The following is a 16,621-nucleotide window of genomic DNA, read 5'->3' on the forward strand; positions in this document are numbered from 1 at the left end:
CGCTCGCGTCGGAGGTGACATGAATCGGTGGCGCGCGCTCAATCCATCGCTTCGTGGTGTTCTCGTCATGGTGATGGTGGGCGTGGTTGTCATTACTGCCGGCTGGTGGTTTGACTCACGGCATCGTGCAGATGCTGGTCCGGTCGAGACCACAGCGGAACTGATCGGTGACCAAAGCGCTGGCGCGACCTTCAAGGTTCCTTCTGGTTCGGTGTCTGTGTCGTGGTCGCTCGGGCAGGCCACCTCCGATGACGAGGTCCGCGCTCCGCGGGGTGGTCGTCTGGCTCAGGTGTCGTGGAGTGGTCGGGCAACCGAACCCCTGGTCAGTGAGCCGCTTGCTGCCACCGATCAGCCGGTCAGGCTACGGATGCGCATCGGGGAGAAGACCTACGCGCTTGACGACGATGTCACACTGCAACTGCGGAGTGAGGGCCGACCGACCGACCGGAAGGCGATGGTTGCTATGCCCACGCCCGAGGCACACGTTGCCCTCGAAGCCGAGTTCGCGGGTAAGACCCAGTCTCTAGACCTGGACACTGGGAAGCGGAGGCTCGGTGCCTTCGCCGCCCTATATCGGGACGTCCTCCCGTTGTCTACCGTGGGAAAGAACTTGCCGGAGACCCGCGGCCGTGGAAATGGCCTGGTTTGGGACACGCGCTGGGCGCCGTTTATCGAGCGGCGGCCGTACCTCGAGAGTCAGGGGTGGGCCAAACCTGGGCGTGAGTGGGTCGTCGTTTCCGCCTCCAGACTGAAAATCTCTTGGGTCCACTCGGAGCGGAAGACTGGCGGCCCAGTGACCTACGACTCGACATTCAAGGAGCCAGTCGGGGCGGCCTTGACTGTTGAGGCTGGTGGTGCCACCCATGCGCCGAAGGCGGCCATCGCCGCGAGACCGTCGTTCGATGATGCGCTCTCGCTGGGATCGGCGGTCTTTGACGTCCCACGGGGCGAGGCACTCTCCTTCCGGCTGTCAGCAGCGATGACTGTCAGGGCCGAGAGGCTGATGACGCGGGCGCCCTCGGAGGTCACGACGGTGATGGTCGTGCATACCGCCAGACAGTTGGCAGTGTTTGAGCCGGGAGCGGATCGATGAGTAGTCCGGCACGCTATCCCTGGTGGGCAACTCTCGTGGTGGTCGCGACGGTCGCGGCGTCGTTGGTCGCCATCTTCTGGGAACACGGCCCGGAGGCCACTCCCGGCACCGTCGTTCACGGTGAGGCCGTCAACATGCCCAATCGATCGGGTGGGTATGAGTCGACCGAACGCGAAGACTGGAATGTCGCCTTGCCACTGGGGGTGTTGCGCATCACCTCCAGTGTCGGACGAGCAGTAAGAGTCGGTGACGACGAGCACGTCGCGGACGGGGCTACGCGGTGGGTGGAGGTCGAGTGGGAGCACGGGTGGTCGCGGTCGGGAGCGGTGATATGGCCTGGCGCGGACCTGACGGAACGTCAGGAACCGCCGTCCCGATTGGTGTTGGTTGCGGGTGGACGGCGGTACATCCTGCGCGAAGAGGTGCTCTCGACGTCGACGCCGTCGTCGCTTGTGATTGCGGTGGCCAACGCCGAAGACGTTCGTTTCGTGGTCGAGTCTGGTGGACGCCAGCGAAACGCCACGCTCGAGCGCGCCGACAGCGGCGACACAGGCGGTGTCAGCGCCGCCACATGCGCCGGGAGCGTGAGTGCTACCGGTGGCGTTAGGCCGACGATTACGTGTCGTCTCGAGGGGTGGCGGGCGCCGTACGTTGCGGGCCTTGGCCAGGCCCCGAAGGGCAAGGACTGGGTTGTGGTTCACGAAGCGTCTGCCTTCCCAAAGTATGGAGGAGATGAGGTGGGGCAGTGGTCTGCTTCTCGCACTAGGGAGCAGAGCGTCCCGTATGTCGCGTCTGGCAAGCCCTCGCTACAGGTCGCGGTGAGCGGTGCCGAACGGCCGGTGAAGACGTCGGGCAAGGCGGTCGTCGGAACGGGGGAGTCGTCCCTGGAGATGCGCGCGTATCTTGTGCCGGCCGAGGAGGCTGTTGAGGTGAGGTTGACATACCGCATTGCTGGGGTTCTCGCGGATTCGGCGGCGGCGGATGCTGCGGAGGGGTCCCCGGAACGGGTCGAAGTCACAGCAAAGGCCTCGGTGTACCTAGATCCGCAGCCCTGATCGGTCGTCGAATCAGGTCCGCAGGGGGCCGCGACGGAACCAACCTGACGTCGCTCGCGTCGGAGGTGACATGAGCCGATGGCGCGCGTTGGTCCGACCCCTTCGGGGCGTCCTGGTCACCCTGGTCGTGGGGCTACTTGTGGTGGCGGGGGGCTGGTGGTTCGATGCGCGCCACCGCGCGGATGCTGGTCGGGTCACGACAACTGAGAAGTTAGTTAGTGAACAGCGCGGCTCGGCCACGTTCGCGGTTCCGCACGGGTCAGTCACCGTAGACATCGAAGCGGGCCGGACCACAGGCGACGATAAGGTGCGTGCGCCTCGTGACGGTCGACTCGTCCAGGCTTCGTGGAGGGCCCTTCGGGCTGGACCCAACGTCGAGGTGGATACCGATCGGCCGGTGGAGCTCCGACTGCGCATTGACGGAGAGCGCTATGAACTCGAGGACGATGTCGAGCTACAGCCCGTGGACCAGCAGGAGCAGCCCGACCTCATGGCCCTGTTGGCGGTACCCACGCTCGACCGTCATGTGGTGGTTGAAGTGGAGTTCGCTGGTCGGACTCAGTCAGTTGACATTGCCACTGGGGAACAGAGGCTGGGGGCGTTCGCACCGTTGTATCGGTCGACCTTTCGCCTTCCTGTGAACTTGGTGCCACCGCCACGTCAGGCCGAAAGTGAGGAGCGTTCGGACGGGCTGAAATTGTCGCCGTCGTGGGGAGCATCGATCCGACGAGATCCGTATCTCGAGGGCCGCGGCTGGGCTAAACCCGGGCGTGAGTGGGTCACCTTGAGCAATTCGACCTTGACGGCCCGCGCCTCTTGGCCCACCACCGCTGATAGGTACACGGACGTGGCCTTCGCAGGTCCGGAACAGGTGTCGCTCACCATGGTCGCAGAAGGAAAGACCGTGAAAGTGTCCGAGCTTGAGACTGAACCGCGGCCCATCGGTGCCGCCGTCCTCAGGCTTCCGATTGAGCCCAATGTCTTAGACGTCCCGCTCGGCAGTGCCCTCTCGTTTCGGCTGGCTGCGAAGGTGATCGTGCAGTCACAGTCTGACGACACCGGTGCCACGAGGACCACGAGCGCGGTCGTCGTAAGGACCGCAAGCACTCCAGCGGTCGTCCTGCCCGGGGCAGGCCGATGACGGGGTGGGCGCGATACGTCCGGTGGTCGGCGCATGTGATGGTCGTGGCGCTTGTTGCTGCTTGCCTGTGGTCGATCTTTCAAGACCCGGATTCCGATACCTCCGCTGGCAGCGTCCGCGATGGATTCGTGACGTCGGTTCCGCCGTTCGATCAGAAGTATGTCGGGATGGAGCGCGGATCCTGGACCCGGGAGTTGCCGTACGGAAGGGTGAGCGTGGACTACACAGTCGGAGGAGCGATCCGCGTCGGCGACTCCGAGCACGTCGCCGACGGCACCTCACGATGGGTGCGGGTCAACTGGAGAGTTTCTGCAGATCGCAGTCCGGATGACGCCTGGCCGGGAGCGGAGGTGCGTGCGCGCCACGAGCCGTCCTCTCGCTTGGTGCTGGTGGCTGGCGGCCGACGGTACGTCCTTGCCGAGCGCTTGCTGACGACGTCGGCCCCAACCTATCGAGTTCTCTCCGTCAACAGCGATAGGGACATGCACCTCGTCCTCGAAGCAGGCGGCCGCCAGTTCCGGACCGGATACGGGGAAGGCGGGCACGGGGACGACCGCTTGAGTCGGACCGTCAGCGCAGCCTGCCGTGATGGAGGTAGCGCCGCTTCGGGTCGTCTCAAGGCCAGCGTTGAGTGCGGGTTTAGCGCCCAGCGTGAACCGTATGTCGCTGGCCTTGGCTGGGCACCCAAGGGAAAAGACTGGGTCGTCGTGCGGTTGACGTCCGCGCCACCACACCAACCCCAAGATGATGACTCGGTGGGTAGGTGGCGGGGGAGTAGCGGTTCGACCGTCTCCTATGTGCGGACTGGCGGGTCGTCGCTGACCTTCGCGGTGACGGGAGGGCTTAAGCCGGTGAAGATCGCGGCGGCGGCGGATATGCCCTCGGGTGCTGCGTCGGACGAAGATCGTCCGCGGGCATACCTGGTGCCAAGTGATCAGTCGGTCGAGGCGACCATGACTTACCGGACCGACGCCGTCCCTCACGAGTCCGAGGAGGACCTTCCCGCGTTGGCGCCGGAGCGCGCCACCGTGAAAGCCACAGCTTCGTTGACTCTCGATGGAAGGGCTGAGCTGAAGGAGAGTGCCGACTGATCTGGCACAGTGAGGCTCATGAGTCGCATCTCGATCCCAGGTGGCGGGTACACCGGCGGGAAGATGCCGCGGGTGATCCGGGAGCACACCGCGAAGGCTTCCTGCGTGTTCTGTCAGATCGTTGGTGGGCAAGCAACCGCCGAGGTGGTGTTAGCAACTGACGAGCTCGTGGCCTTCTTGGACCAGCGGCCTGTCTTTAAAGGGCACGTGCTGCTCGTGCCGCGCGAGCACATCGAGACGCTGCTTGACCTGCCGGAGCGGCTCCATGCGACCTGGGTTGCGGCGCAGCAACGCCTGGCTCAGGCGGTAGTCGAGGGGCTCGGTGCGCAGGGGACCTTCGTGGCCAACAACAACGTGGTGAGCCAGTCGGTGCCGCACCTGCACCAGCACATCGTGCCGCGGACCAAGGGTGATGGCCTGCGCGGCTTCTTCTGGCCGCGGCATCCGTACGCCGAGGGCGAGGCGGCGGCGTACGCGGAGCGGCTGCGCGCAGCCTTGAACGCGCAGGGCTGAGGTCGGCGCAGCCCTGACTAGCCATCGACTCGGGTCAAATGCGGGGTCCGTATGGGCGTACACCCTGTTTTTGTCCCTAGTCGATGTGCCTTGTCGTGCCGGTTGGGTCTCGATTTCGCGTGCAGCGGGGGCTCTGGCAAACTGAGCAACCGCGTCGTGTCACGGCTTGGTCCCCGCCGCAGGGGGACGTGACCTGCAGTCTTATGTAGCGTCATGCGACCGCACAGCCCGGCACACGCGTCCTGATCAATACCATGGTGGCGACCTGCGGCGCTACAAGAGAGAGCACACGATGAAGAAGTTCGACGCGATCGACGCCGCCAGCCTCCGGAGCGACGTCCCCGAGTTCCGTGCGGGAGACACCCTCGAGGTGCACGTGAAGGTTGTCGAAGGTACGCGCAGCCGCGTCCAGGTCTTCAAGGGCGTGGTCATCCGCCGCCACGGTTCTGGCATCGGCGAAACCTTCACCGTCCGCAAGATCAGCTTCGGTGTCGGTGTCGAGCGCACCTTCCCGGTGCACTCCCCGGTGATCGACAAAATCGAGGTTGCCACCCGTGGTGACGTGCGCCGCGCCAAGCTCTACTACCTGCGCGATCTGCGCGGTAAGGCCGCCAAGATCCGCGAGAAGCGAGACACCCCCGCCGCCAAGGCGTGATCCGCGGGCAGCGTGTGCTCAGGTAGCGCCGATAGGATCGCTGCGCTCGATGCACCTGCCCACACGTGTGGTCCGGTCTGAAACGGCCCGACTCAGGGGGATTATGTGAACGACGGCATGCAGGACGAACCCACGTCCGAGGTCGACGCGAATGATGAAGCAGCGGTGAAACGGAACCCGTTGCTGCTGTTTTTGCGTGAGATCGCGATCGTGGTGTCCGTCGCCGTCGTGATCTCCTTCCTGGTCAAGACCTTCCTTGCCCAGCCATTTTGGATTCCTTCGGGGTCGATGAATGACACGTTGATCCGGGGCGACCGGGTCGTCGTCAGCAAGTTGACCCCCGGGCCCTTCGACTTGGATCGCGGCGACGTCATCGTCTTCGAGGACCCAGGTGGCTGGCTTCCGCAGGTGCCCCAAGACCGCGGGCCGCTTCTGAAGGGTTTGGAGTTCGTTGGGCTCTACCCGGCGGGCGATAATCACCTCATCAAACGGGTCATCGGCCTGCCTGGCGACAAGGTCGCCTGCTGTGACAAGCAAGGGCGCATGACCGTTAACGGGGTGCCCATTGAGGAGCCCTACCTTCACCGAGGCGACGGGCCGAGCGATCAGAAGTTCTCGATCACCGTTCCGGCTGGCAAGGTGTGGGTCATGGGTGACCACCGGTCCAACTCCTCCGACTCTCGATTCCATGACAACGGCACGGGTAAAACCGGGTCGGTGCCGATCGACAAAGTGACCGGCCGCGCCCGTACGGTCGTCTGGCCGCTCGATCGCTGGGACTGGCTCGATGACCAGAAGAAAACCTTCGAGAAGGTTGGGGCTTCGTGACCGACGAACGGCCAAACGACCAGATCGCGGACACCGATGCGGTGACCCCAGCGGACGAGCCGGCGGTGGCGCCGTCACCACCGGAGGACGCGCCACCTCGGCGTAGCGGATGGGGTCGAGTCCGCGAATACTTCGTGGTGATCGTCATCGCCGTCGGGTTGTCCTTCCTGGTCAAAACCTTTCTTGTGCAGCCTTTTTGGATCCCGTCCGGGTCGATGGAAAACACGTTGGTCACGGGTGACCGGATCGTGGTGAACAAGATCCCAGGTAGCGCGAGTGACCTGCACCGCGGAGACATCGTGGTGTTTGAGGACCCCGATGGTTGGCTGCCGCCGCCGCCGGAGACTGGTGGCGTACGCGGTGTTGCGAAGTCTGGGCTGCAGTTCGTCGGCCTCTATCCCGCGGGCGAGCAACACCTCGTCAAACGGATCATCGGCGTGGGTGGAGATCACGTGGTCTGTTGCGACGAGAAAGGTCGACTGACGGTCAACGGTCAGCCGATCAACGAGACGTATCTGGACGCGGGCGTCAAGCCGAGCCTGACCAAGTTCGACATTCGAGTGCCCAAGGGCCAGCTATGGATGATGGGCGATAACCGAGGAAACTCGGCCGATTCCCGCGCCCACGACGAAGACGGCGGCGGGTCCGTCGGTTCCGTCCCCGAGGCCAAGGTCACTGGCAAGACGCTGGCAGTGGTCTGGCCATTCGGTCACATAGGGCGGCCCGAGGACGCATCGGCGGTGTTCGATCAGGTCCCGGACCCGTGAGCCCAAGCACACCGACTCTGCGGGTTGAGCGCTCGCTACAGCGCGAGGGATACACCCTGCTCGCGGGCATGGACGAGGTTGGTCGGGGTGCGCTGGCCGGGCCGGTCTCGGTGGGTGTCGTGGTGATCGACGATCGCACTCGTACGGTCCCCAAAGGCGTTCGTGACTCCAAGCTGTTGAGTCAAGCGGCCCGTGAACGCATGGTGCCGAAGGTCCGCCGATGGGCAACGGCCTATGCCGTGGGTCATTCCAGCGCCGCCGAAATCGACGAACTGGGCATCATGGCCTGCCTGCGCCTGGCGGGGACACGGGCACTGGCCCAATTAGACATCGTTCCGGACCTCATCATTCTGGACGGCAACCACAACTGGCTCATCGACCCACAGAGGCAAGGCCTCCTTGGACTCCTGGATCCCCCCGAGCGTCCGTTGCCGCCAGTGCGCACCATGATCAAGGCCGACCTGAAGTGCTCATCGGTAGCCGCTGCGAGTGTGCTGGCGAAGGTCGAGCGAGACCAGATGCTGGCTCACATGGCGCAGGAGTTTCCGCACTACGGCTGGGCTGGGAACAAGGGATACTCCGCTAAGGAGCATTTGGATGCGCTCGACGTTCATGGACCGTGCGTCCAACATCGTCGGTCGTGGCGACGTTTCGCGACTGACACCGACGTGACGTCTGCGCAACCGCAGAATGAGAATGTGAGGCAGGCATGAGCGCAGAAGACCTGGAGCGCTACGAAACCGAGCAGGAGTTGGCCCTCTATCGCGAATACCGCGATGTGGTGGGCCTATTCAGCCACGTCGTCGAGACCGAGCGACGGTTCTACCTCTGCAACGACGTCGACGTGCAGGTACGAGGCGAGGGGAGCGAGGTCTTCTTTGACGTACGGATGACCGACGCGTGGGTGTGGGACGTCTACCGGTCAGCGCGATTCGTCAAGAAGGTCCGAGTCATCACCTTCAAGGACGTCAACGTCGAAGAGATCGCCAAGTCCGATCTAGAAGTGCCCAAAGGCGGGTCGTTTCCCTCATGACCACGGTCCGCACGGTGGCCGATCTTCGCGCTGCGCTTGCCCCAGAGCGCGCTGCCGGACGGCGCATCGGGCTGGTGCCAACCATGGGCGCCCTGCACGACGGGCATGCCGCGCTGATCCGCGCCGCCGCCGCAGAGTGCGATGTCGTAGTCGTGTCAGTCTTCGTGAACCCCCGGCAGTTCGAGGACGCAGGGGACCTTGCGGCGTACCCACGTGATGAGGTGCGCGACGCCGAACTCGCCAGGAACGCCGGTGCCGACCTGATGTTCATCCCCAACCTCGATGAGGTGTATCCCACCGGTTTCGCCACGTCCGTGCGCGTGACGGGTGTCAGTGAAACCCTGGAAGGCGCCGCCCGCGGGCCGGTGCACTTCGACGGGGTGGCGACCGTGGTCACGAAGTTGTTCACCATGACTGGCCCGGACGCGGCCTACTTCGGGCGGAAGGATGCCCAACAAGTGGTCGTGGTGCGCCGACTCGTCACTGACCTCAACCTCCCAGTGGAGATTCGAGCCATCGATACGGTGCGCGAGCCAGACGGCCTTGCCTTGTCCAGCCGCAACGTGCGACTCACGGCGAACGACCGATCAAGGGCCCTCGTCCTGCGGCGTGCACTGCAGGCGGTGCGAACGGCCTACGAATCCAATGCGCGTGACCCCGAGGAGGCTCGGGAGGCAGGCATGATTCCGTTGCGGGAGCAAGGGATTGAGCCTGAATACCTCGCGCTGGTCGACCCGGACACTCTGCAGCCAGTAGCCAGCATGGCGGAGCGCCCGGTGCTGGTCGCGGTCGCGGCCAAGGTGGGCGACGTCCGCTTGATTGACAACGAGTTGCTGTCCTGACCAGGAGGTCGCGAAATGTCTACTCGCCCAGACCCGTCCACGACTGACGCCACTCGGCGTCCGGTGTCGGTGACCGGTGTTGCCCGCATGAAGGAACGGGGCGAGCGCATTGTCATGGTCACTGCCTACGACTTTCCGAGCGCACGTGTCGCTGAACGTGCGGGCGTCGACGTCGTGCTTGTGGGCGACTCCGGCGCCATGACCGTGCTCGGATATGACTCGACGGTGCCCGTGACTGTCGACGAGATGCTGGTCTTGGTTCGCGCGGTGCGGCGCGGTCTCCAGACGCCGCTGCTCGTCGGCGATCTTCCTTTCGGGTCCTATGAGTTGTCCGATGAGCAGGCCGTCGCCACGGCTCTGAGATTTGTGAAAGAGGGCGGCTGTGAGGCGGTCAAACTCGAAGGTGGCGGGCCGACCTCGGCCGCTCGCGCGCGAGCGATCGTCGCCGCCGGGATACCCGTGATGGGGCACGTCGGGCTGACGCCGCAGACCGCGAACGCCCTTGGTGGTTACCGCGCGCAGGGACGCACTGTGGACGCGGCGCTGCGGGTCGCGAGAGAGGCGGCGGCGCTGCAAGAAGCGGGCTGCTTCTCACTCGTATTCGAGGCCGTACCGACCGCAGTCGCTGGCGAGATCATGGCGCGAACGACGGTGCCAGTTATTGGCATTGGGGCAGGCGAGGTCACCGACGGCCAGGTCTTGGTGTTCCACGACCTGCTCGGAATACGCGATGGTCAAGGCGCTCGCTTTGTGAAGCGTTACGCCGATCTGCAGGATGCGATGGTGGCCGGAGTGCAGGCATACGCCGAGGACGTGCGTTCAGGCGACTACCCGCAGGCAGAGCACAGTTATGCCATTGATGGTCAGGTGCTCGCAGAGTTTCGGAATGCCCTGAGTTAGGTCAATCGCTCGGCGCTACGGCGTCGGGTGTTGTCCACAAACGTGGGGTGTGGTGGGCGCGCGGACGGTACTTATCCACACCCCGATCCGTGAGGCTTCGCCACGGCGTCCTATTCGGACACAGTCATGGGCAGAGGTGATGCCGATGATGACAAATGGATCCGCGACCGAAAACCCGCGCGGTGCGCTGGGACGGTTCGGCGAAGAGACTGCTGCTCGCTACCTGTTGGCGCACGGCTATGAGGTGTTGGCGCGGAACTGGCGCTGTGGTCGTGAAGGCGAGCTCGACGTGGTGGCGCTCTCACCGCAGCGTGACTGTGTGGTGGTCGTTGAGGTCAAGACCCGGCGGAGCACGCAGTATGGGTCGCCCTTGGAGGCCGTTACCTGGGCCAAGGCTAGGCGTCTGCGTCGACTTGCTGGGGCGTGGTGTCAGGCCAACGAACCCAGCGCTCCGTATGTGCGCATCGACGTGATCGGAGTCCTGGTCTTGGGCGATCGACCACCTCAGATCACACATGTCGAGGCGGTGGGCTCATGAGTTTGGGGCGAACACGAAGCGTCGCGCTTTCGGGCCTAGAGGGCCGCATTGTTGAGGTCGAGGCGGATCTCGCATCGGGTCTCCCATATTTCGCCGTCAGCGGCCTACCGGATGCTGCATGTGCTCAGGCACCGGCTCGGGTGCGCGCAGCGGTGACAAACTCCGGGCTGCCGCTTCCTGGGCAACGGATCCTGGTCAATCTGTCGCCGGCTTCCCTTCCGAAGACAGGAGCGAGGTTTGACCTCGCGATCGCGATGGCGGTGCTGGCCGCGAGTCAGACGGTGCCGCCCGAAGAGGTCGCCAACGCGGTGCATCTTGGCGAATTGGGTCTCGACGGGACCGTCCGGGCCGTGACGGGAGTCCTGCCTGCGGTGTTGGCGGCCGAGGCTGCGGGCATCCGTACCGTCGTGGTTCCTTTGGCGAACGGGCCGGAGGCCGCGCTGGTTGATGGCATGACGGTTCTCGCGGTGAACGACTTGACCGAGGCGGTGCAGCAACATCGGGCACGCCATCGAGGAGTGCCACTGGAGCCGAGGGAGATGCCCCTTCCAGGTCGCCGAAGCGATCAATCACCACCGGACCTGGCGGATGTCGCAGGCCAGGATGAGGCGCGAGTGGCACTGGAGATTGCTGCGGCAGGCGGCCACCACCTCGCCATGATCGGACCACCGGGCGCAGGCAAGACCATGCTGGCCGAACGTCTCCCGGGTTTGCTCCCCACCCTGAACCGGGATGCCGCGCTGGAGGCTACCGCCGTGCACTCAGTCCTCGGTGAACTGGATGGGCGGCTACTCATTGATCGCGCGCCTTTCGTGGCGCCCCACCATGGCGCCTCGATGACCGCCATCATCGGAGGTGGGTCCGGGCGCGTGCAGCCAGGCGCGGTGTCTCGTGCGAACCACGGAATCCTGTTCCTCGACGAGGCCCCAGAGTTTCGACGAGACGTACTGGATGCATTACGTCAGCCGCTTGAAGGCGGTCTCGTTCGGATCGCCAGAGGTGATCGCGTCGTGAGTTATCCGGCTAACTTTCAACTTGTCTTGGCGGCCAACCCGTGTCGCTGTGGGAAGAGGTACGGATCCGGTGCGGGGTGCACCTGCTCGCCCGTCGTGCAACGCACCTACCTCGCCAAATTGTCCGGCCCCCTCATGGACCGTGTTGATCTCCAACTCTCGGTATTTCCGGTGACGCGCGCGGCGCTTCGCAGCGAGCCCGGCGAATCGACTGCCGTGGTCGCTGAACGGGTCGCGGCAGCACGCGAATTACAGGGCCGACGATGGGCCGGGACGCCCTGGGCAACGAACAGCCAGGTCCCCGGATCGATTCTCAGAGAACGGAACTGGCGGCTTCCGGCGACCGAGACCCGCATGCTTGATCGTGCTCTTGAGCGCGGCAGCCTGACCTTGCGTGGCTATGACCGCTGCCTACGCGTGGCATGGACGGTCAGTGATCTTGGCGGCCGAGAGAGGCCAACGTCTGACGACTTGTTGCGCGCGCTCGCGCTTCGGGGTGCGGTCAGCGAGGCGGCATGAGTTACTCACCTGAACGACGAGCCCGCATGGCGTTTGCTCGACTGACTGAGCCGTGTTCGAAGCAGGCGCGGGTCGAGATCAATGACTTTGGCTATGTGGACGCATTGGCGCGCGTTCTCGCGGGGCAGTCGCGGCTGTCCGGGACGGTCTGCGGTCGTGCGCAACAGCTCGACCTCGATCGAGAGGTGCGGGCTACCACGTTGTGTCAGTCGCGAGTCGTCATTCCGGGGGACCCGGACTGGCCTACCGGCTTCGACGACCTGGAGCACCCACCGCACTGTGTGTGGGTACGAGGCGGCGGGAGGCTCTCGGACCTGGCCGCTGTTGGTGTCGCCGTCGTGGGTGCCCGAGGCTCGACCAGTTATGGGAACCATGTGGCCGCCGAGCTCGGATATGGACTCACCGCGCAAGGCGCTGTCGTCGTGTCGGGGGCGGCCTTCGGCATCGACGCAGCCGTGCACCGGGGCGCGCTTGCTGCTGATGGGCCAACCGTCGCGGCCCTCGCGTGCGGGGTAGATCGGGCCTACCCGGCTGCACATGCTGATTTGCTGGACCAGATCGTGCGAGATGGCCTCATCGTGTCCGAGGCGCCACCGGGCGCATTGCCGCTCCGCTCGCGCTTCTTGGCACGTAATCGGCTGATCGCGGCCGCGAGTCGAGGGACGATCGTGATTGAGGCGGGCCGGCGCTCTGGTTCACTCAATACTGCTGGCTGGGCGGTGACCTTAGGACGTCCGGTGGGTGCCGTTCCAGGCCCGGTCACGTCTGCCGCGAGCGCGGGAACCAATGCGTGGATTCGCGAGCATGCCGCAGAACTGGTGACCGCAACCGATGAGGTGATCGAGCTGGTCGGCGAGATGGGAGCAGACCTCGCCGAAGAGCCCCGCGGCCCGCGGCGGCCGGAGGATGATCTTGACCCGACCGAAATGGCGGTGTGGGAGGCGGTGAGTCCCCATCGCGTCCGGCAGGCCCAGCAGGTTGCCGTGGATGCTGGCGTAGATCTCGCGCAGTGCCAGGTACTCCTTGCTGGCTTGGAGGTGCGCGGCTTTGTTGGGCGAGATCATCACGGCTGGCGGCGGACTCCATGAACGCGACGTACGCTAGCCAAGGCCCCGCCGGATGGCGACCGGCGCAGAGGTGGAAGGACGCTACCGATGATGGAGATTTTCTCCAGCCCGCTGGGGATCCCGATCTACTTGTGCATGGTGGTGCTCTTCGTCGCGTTCATCGGCCATCGATCAACTCCCCGAAGGTTGCGAATTCCGTTGCGAGAGTGGAATTTCTCGGTGGTGTGGTCCAACGCGCTTGAAGGTTGCCGAGTGCTTACGACGGCTGGCGGTCAGCGAAACGAGGCACGCGAGAAATTCCTCGATGACGCGCAGAAGGCGCGTCGTCGCAAGGCTCCGGATTCGACAGACGGCACTGCTGACTAGGGAGTGCTGAAGCGGGCGGCGCCTCGGATGGAACCGTCACGGTATCCAGCATGTACACCGGCGAGGACGACATCGACTGCTGCATCGAAGAAATCCCTGGCGGCGGCTGGAAGCTCCTGGTCGCCCACCACAAAGTTGGACATGTACGCCACGACTTCCTTGCGGGATGGGGAGGCGTTGGTGGTGGCCTTGAGCCGATCCAAGATGGCCGAGCTGTTCAACTTGCTCCCTCGACCTGCGTCTGCGCTGGCGATCACGCCGAGCGCAGTGCTGAGGATCTGGGCGCACGCTAGCCCGGCGGGACGGACCCCCGCCGCGAGAAGCCATCCGATCCCCAATTCCAGAATCTGCGCGCCTTTGGGAATCTTGGGACCTAAGGCCATGAGCCAGGCTGCGGTGCCAGGGTAGGGAGTGACGGCGCAGTAGAGGTCTCCTGTGAGTTTGCGGAAGGCTTCGCGGTAATCGGGGACATCCGGTGGCGGTACCTCGACCTCCTCGAGGATGGATTCCACCACGCTTTGAAGTAGCTCCTGCCGTCCGGAGGTGTGGTGGTAGATCGTCGACGGTGACGCGTGTGCCGCTCGCTCCAGGTCACGCATAGTCCACCCGTGCAAGCCCCGATCGGCGCTAAGTTCTCGCGCTGCCTGAGTAATTTGCGCGGCCGCGCCGGATGGGCGCGGGCCCAGGTTTGGACTACTCATCGCTGTACCCCTCTGCCTTGCCCCTGGTGATGCGTCAGTAGACGTCAAACATATTGCACTTGGAACATCGTTCCAATACCCTTCCGAATGACGACGGTCGACCGCACAGCTCAGGGGGCTGTGTCGGTCGACTGAGTCGTGAGAGGGCCCGCATAGGCTGGTGCAGTGACCGATCTACGGGACGCTCTCCCCGCGTTCGAGCGCCATCTCCGCGCCGAACGCAATCGGTCGGCGCACACCACACGGGCCTACTGCGGCGATGTCGAGCACTTGATTCACCATCTTGATGAGGTCGGCACCTCGACATGGGACGAGGTGCGCCTGTCGGATCTGCGCTCCTGGTTGGCTGCGATGGCCCAGGCCGGAGCCGCCCGCTCCACGGTGTCGAGGCGTTCTGCGGCGGTCCGTACGTTCTTTCGGTGGGCGCGGCGTACGAACGTCGTCGCCATCGACCCCTCACTACGCCTCGTCGCGCCACGCCGCAACCGACACCTTCCGGGAGTCCTGCGCCCCCACGACGCGACTGACCTGATGGACCTTGCCGCAGTGGCGGCTGATGACGCCGACCCTGCCCACGTCCGCAATCGCGCCATGCTCGAGTTGTTGTATGCCAGCGGAATCCGCGTGAGCGAGCTGGTGGGCCTCGACCTCGACGACCTCGACGTCGACCAGCGGGTGGTGCGGGTGATCGGGAAGGGCGACCGTGAACGAACCGTGCCGTTTGGGATTCCGGCAGCCGCAGCCCTCGAGGCATGGCTGGTGCAGGGGCGCCCTCAGTTGGTGCGGAGTACCAGTGGGGCTGCGGTCTTCCTTGGGGTGCGCGGCGGCCGGATCGATCCGCGGCAGGTACGCGAAGAGGTGCACCGCTTGCTCGCGCACCTTCCGGATGCACCGGATCTGGGCCCGCACGGCCTACGGCACAGCGCGGCAACTCATTTGCTGGACGGGGGAGCAGACCTGCGCATGGTCCAAGAACTGTTGGGGCACGCAAGTCTCGCGACGACACAGATTTATACCCATGTTTCGACCGAGCGACTGCGCTCTTCGTTCCAACAGGCCCATCCTCGGGCCTAAGTCGCCCTCAGCGGCGCAGGAGATCTGGTCTTCGATCGGTGTCCTCCTTCAGCGCATCTGCGCCGTAAAGGTCGACCCACGCCAGGCATACCTCCAGCACGGTGCCGCGGGAGGACACGGGCGCCCCGAGAAATTCCTCGGCCCGCGCGATGCGGTAGCGCACCGTGTTGGGGTGAACGAACAGCGCGGCAGCCGTGGCATCGACATCGCGGCCGTGGCGCAGGAACGACAACACCGTCGTGCGTACGGTCTGTCGGCTCGGTCCTAGGAGCGGTCCCAGTTCGCGGCGCACCATTTCTTTGGCCAGGTCGGACATCCCGAGGAGGGTGAGCATTTCGATGTCCGCGTAGTTGAGTACGCGGCCTGCGGCACCGTGTACGCCGAGGTGCTGAGCCGCAGCAGCCTGGTGGTGGCTGACCCGGAAACCGGCGATGCCGCGCTGTGGGCGCCCCACGGCGAGGCGCAGTGTTCGCTCCTCCAAGAACTCCGCGAGCGAGGAGAAGTCCTCCGTCGGTTCGGTGGGTGTGGCCACCCAACCCCACACTTCTCGGCTACCGGCGAGCATGGTGAGCGGCGCCGGCAGGCCGACCCGACGGCAGATCTGCGGTGCGATCTCGGATAAAGGCGCGGCAGCGTCCGCGGTGGCGTCCGACCAGATCACGAACGCGGTCTGCCACGGCGTGAGGCGGTGACCGAGAGTCTGCTCGACATCGTCCGGTGGCGGGATGTCGTCCAGGAGCGACTGGATCGCCTCGACGCGACGGGCCAGGGCGCCTTCTTGGCTGCGGCGGCGCTCGGCGGCGTAGCTCTCGATGAGCGACTCCACGGAGTCATCCATCCACCGGGCCGCGCGAGTCCAGAGATGGATGAGCGCCGCATCTCGGGTGACGCCCTCCGGTAGGTCGCTATCGGTCCGGTCGGTGAGGTAGGTAAAGACGCCTCCATGCGCCACTCGGTAGACCTTCAGCAGGACATTGATATCGAGTTGACGCCGAGCGATCGACTCCGAGAACCCGGTGGCTGCGGGCGGAAGTGCAAGATGGTAGTCGTCGCCGAGCCCGACGAGAAAGCTCCGCCAGTGCGCGCGAGTCGATGCGTGCAGTTCCTCACTGAGGAGCGGGTCACGGGCGATCTCGGGGATCGCCGCCATGATCTGACGGTCCACCGTCTCCACGAAGGCGTTGACCTCGGCTTCGGTCAGTGACGCCTGGGCGAAGGCGGCACTCCATTGGGTCAGGTCAGGTTCGTCATTCACCAGGTCAGCAAAGCACGGCACGTTGGTGCGGGGCACAGGTTCGCCCGAGGAGATTCCAGTCAGTGGCACACACCTTGTAATCCGCCACAGGCGGGGTGACACAGTGTGGAATACATCACAAGCGACCGATGTGATGTGGATGACACGCTGAGGTCCTCAACCGAAGGGAC

General features: G+C 64.9%; 19 protein-coding genes. 17 read left to right on the top strand and 2 right to left on the bottom strand.

Annotation, left to right across the window (positions count from 1 at the left end; all coding sequences use genetic code 11):
- Window positions 1-19: 19 nt before the first annotated feature.
- The 16 genes from F562_RS0103485 (at window position 20) to F562_RS0103560 (ending at window position 13,421) form a co-directional block, all read left to right on the top strand.
- Window positions 20-1,093, top strand: a complete 1,074-nt coding sequence (locus tag F562_RS0103485) for a hypothetical protein (protein WP_018155540.1) — start codon at window positions 20-22, stop codon at window positions 1,091-1,093.
- Window positions 1,090-2,148: a hypothetical protein gene (locus F562_RS0103490; RefSeq protein WP_156822499.1), complete on the top strand. Its 1,059-nt coding sequence runs from the start codon at window positions 1,090-1,092 to the stop codon at window positions 2,146-2,148. The genes F562_RS0103485 and F562_RS0103490 overlap by 4 nt, the downstream gene beginning before the upstream one ends.
- Before the next feature lie 70 nt (window positions 2,149-2,218).
- Window positions 2,219-3,289: a hypothetical protein gene (locus F562_RS0103495; protein WP_018155542.1), complete on the top strand. Its 1,071-nt coding sequence runs from the start codon at window positions 2,219-2,221 to the stop codon at window positions 3,287-3,289.
- Between the two features lie 44 nt (window positions 3,290-3,333).
- Entirely contained in the window at window positions 3,334-4,380 is a 1,047-nt protein-coding gene (locus F562_RS0103500) for a hypothetical protein (protein WP_156822500.1), read from the top strand.
- Window positions 4,381-4,398: 18 nt separating this feature from the next.
- Window positions 4,399-4,893 (top strand): HIT family protein, encoded by a 495-nt coding sequence (locus tag F562_RS0103505; protein WP_018155544.1) that lies wholly within the window; start codon window positions 4,399-4,401, stop codon window positions 4,891-4,893.
- 292 nt (window positions 4,894-5,185) lie between these two features.
- Entirely contained in the window at window positions 5,186-5,548 is a 363-nt protein-coding gene (gene rplS, locus F562_RS0103510) for a 50S ribosomal protein L19 (RefSeq protein ID WP_018155545.1), read from the top strand.
- Between the two features lie 117 nt (window positions 5,549-5,665).
- On the top strand, window positions 5,666-6,376 hold the full coding sequence (gene lepB / locus F562_RS0103515) for a signal peptidase I (protein ID WP_018155546.1): 711 nt from the start codon (window positions 5,666-5,668) through the stop codon (window positions 6,374-6,376).
- Window positions 6,373-7,143, top strand: coding sequence for a signal peptidase I (gene lepB / locus F562_RS0103520; RefSeq protein ID WP_018155547.1), 771 nt, complete (start codon window positions 6,373-6,375; stop codon window positions 7,141-7,143). Before lepB (F562_RS0103515) ends, lepB (F562_RS0103520) begins: the two co-directional genes overlap by 4 nt.
- Window positions 7,140-7,856, top strand: a complete 717-nt coding sequence (locus F562_RS17930) for a ribonuclease HII (RefSeq protein WP_018155548.1) — start codon at window positions 7,140-7,142, stop codon at window positions 7,854-7,856. The genes lepB (F562_RS0103520) and F562_RS17930 overlap by 4 nt, the downstream gene beginning before the upstream one ends.
- Window positions 7,853-8,176, top strand: a complete 324-nt coding sequence (locus F562_RS0103530) for a DUF2469 domain-containing protein (RefSeq protein WP_018155549.1) — start codon at window positions 7,853-7,855, stop codon at window positions 8,174-8,176. The genes F562_RS17930 and F562_RS0103530 overlap by 4 nt, the downstream gene beginning before the upstream one ends.
- Window positions 8,173-9,018, top strand: coding sequence for a pantoate--beta-alanine ligase (gene panC, locus F562_RS0103535; RefSeq protein ID WP_018155550.1), 846 nt, complete (start codon window positions 8,173-8,175; stop codon window positions 9,016-9,018). The genes F562_RS0103530 and panC overlap by 4 nt, the downstream gene beginning before the upstream one ends.
- Window positions 9,019-9,033: 15 nt before the next feature.
- Window positions 9,034-9,918, top strand: coding sequence for a 3-methyl-2-oxobutanoate hydroxymethyltransferase (gene panB, locus F562_RS0103540; protein WP_018155551.1), 885 nt, complete (start codon window positions 9,034-9,036; stop codon window positions 9,916-9,918).
- Window positions 9,919-10,063: 145 nt separating this feature from the next.
- Window positions 10,064-10,456 carry a YraN family protein gene (locus tag F562_RS0103545; protein ID WP_018155552.1) on the top strand — a complete coding sequence of 131 codons (393 nt, stop codon included), beginning with the start codon at window positions 10,064-10,066 and terminating at the stop codon, window positions 10,454-10,456.
- Window positions 10,453-11,988 carry a YifB family Mg chelatase-like AAA ATPase gene (locus tag F562_RS0103550; protein WP_018155553.1) on the top strand — a complete coding sequence of 512 codons (1,536 nt, stop codon included), beginning with the start codon at window positions 10,453-10,455 and terminating at the stop codon, window positions 11,986-11,988. The genes F562_RS0103545 and F562_RS0103550 overlap by 4 nt, the downstream gene beginning before the upstream one ends.
- Entirely contained in the window at window positions 11,985-13,076 is a 1,092-nt protein-coding gene (dprA, locus tag F562_RS17935) for a DNA-processing protein DprA (protein ID WP_083915444.1), read from the top strand. The genes F562_RS0103550 and dprA overlap by 4 nt, the downstream gene beginning before the upstream one ends.
- 66 nt (window positions 13,077-13,142) lie before the next feature.
- A complete protein-coding gene (locus F562_RS0103560; protein WP_018155555.1) occupies window positions 13,143-13,421 on the top strand; it encodes a hypothetical protein in 279 nt (92 codons plus the stop codon).
- Here F562_RS0103560 and F562_RS20035 read toward each other — a convergent pair.
- Complete coding sequence (locus F562_RS20035; RefSeq protein ID WP_083915445.1) at window positions 13,418-14,122, bottom strand: TetR/AcrR family transcriptional regulator; 705 nt, start codon at window positions 14,120-14,122, stop codon at window positions 13,418-13,420. The genes F562_RS0103560 and F562_RS20035 overlap by 4 nt on opposite strands.
- Before the next feature lie 165 nt (window positions 14,123-14,287).
- Here F562_RS20035 and F562_RS0103570 point away from each other — a divergent pair, with 165 nt between their 5' ends.
- Window positions 14,288-15,196, top strand: coding sequence for a tyrosine recombinase XerC (locus F562_RS0103570; RefSeq protein ID WP_018155557.1), 909 nt, complete (start codon window positions 14,288-14,290; stop codon window positions 15,194-15,196).
- Between the two features lie 7 nt (window positions 15,197-15,203).
- Here F562_RS0103570 and F562_RS0103575 read toward each other — a convergent pair whose 3' ends face one another.
- On the bottom strand, window positions 15,204-16,451 hold the full coding sequence (locus tag F562_RS0103575; protein WP_156822501.1) for a PucR family transcriptional regulator: 1,248 nt from the start codon (window positions 16,449-16,451) through the stop codon (window positions 15,204-15,206).
- Window positions 16,452-16,621: the final 170 nt, after the last annotated feature.

Origin of the sequence: Demetria terragena DSM 11295, from assembly GCF_000376825.1 — a bacterium.
Lineage (GTDB): Bacteria > Actinomycetota > Actinomycetes > Actinomycetales > Dermatophilaceae > Demetria > Demetria terragena.

What these genes read in the sequence shown, in the direction of transcription:
- F562_RS0103485 (WP_018155540.1), top strand. Translation starts at nt 20, where the DNA reads ATGAATCGGTGGCGCGCGCTCAATCCATCGCTTCGTGGTGTTCTCGTC.
- lepB (WP_018155546.1), top strand. Translation starts at nt 5,666, where the DNA reads ATGCAGGACGAACCCACGTCCGAGGTCGACGCGAATGATGAAGCAGCG.
- rplS (WP_018155545.1), top strand. Translation starts at nt 5,186, where the DNA reads ATGAAGAAGTTCGACGCGATCGACGCCGCCAGCCTCCGGAGCGACGTC.
- F562_RS0103560 (WP_018155555.1), top strand. Translation starts at nt 13,143, where the DNA reads ATGATGGAGATTTTCTCCAGCCCGCTGGGGATCCCGATCTACTTGTGC.
- F562_RS0103530 (WP_018155549.1), top strand. Translation starts at nt 7,853, where the DNA reads ATGAGCGCAGAAGACCTGGAGCGCTACGAAACCGAGCAGGAGTTGGCC.
- dprA (WP_083915444.1), top strand. Translation starts at nt 11,985, where the DNA reads ATGAGTTACTCACCTGAACGACGAGCCCGCATGGCGTTTGCTCGACTG.
- panC (WP_018155550.1), top strand. Translation starts at nt 8,173, where the DNA reads ATGACCACGGTCCGCACGGTGGCCGATCTTCGCGCTGCGCTTGCCCCA.
- F562_RS0103490 (WP_156822499.1), top strand. Translation starts at nt 1,090, where the DNA reads ATGAGTAGTCCGGCACGCTATCCCTGGTGGGCAACTCTCGTGGTGGTC.
- F562_RS0103545 (WP_018155552.1), top strand. Translation starts at nt 10,064, where the DNA reads ATGATGACAAATGGATCCGCGACCGAAAACCCGCGCGGTGCGCTGGGA.
- panB (WP_018155551.1), top strand. Translation starts at nt 9,034, where the DNA reads ATGTCTACTCGCCCAGACCCGTCCACGACTGACGCCACTCGGCGTCCG.
- F562_RS0103505 (WP_018155544.1), top strand. Translation starts at nt 4,399, where the DNA reads ATGAGTCGCATCTCGATCCCAGGTGGCGGGTACACCGGCGGGAAGATG.
- F562_RS0103495 (WP_018155542.1), top strand. Translation starts at nt 2,219, where the DNA reads ATGAGCCGATGGCGCGCGTTGGTCCGACCCCTTCGGGGCGTCCTGGTC.
- F562_RS0103550 (WP_018155553.1), top strand. Translation starts at nt 10,453, where the DNA reads ATGAGTTTGGGGCGAACACGAAGCGTCGCGCTTTCGGGCCTAGAGGGC.
- F562_RS20035 (WP_083915445.1), bottom strand. Translation starts at nt 14,122, where the DNA reads ATGAGTAGTCCAAACCTGGGCCCGCGCCCATCCGGCGCGGCCGCGCAA.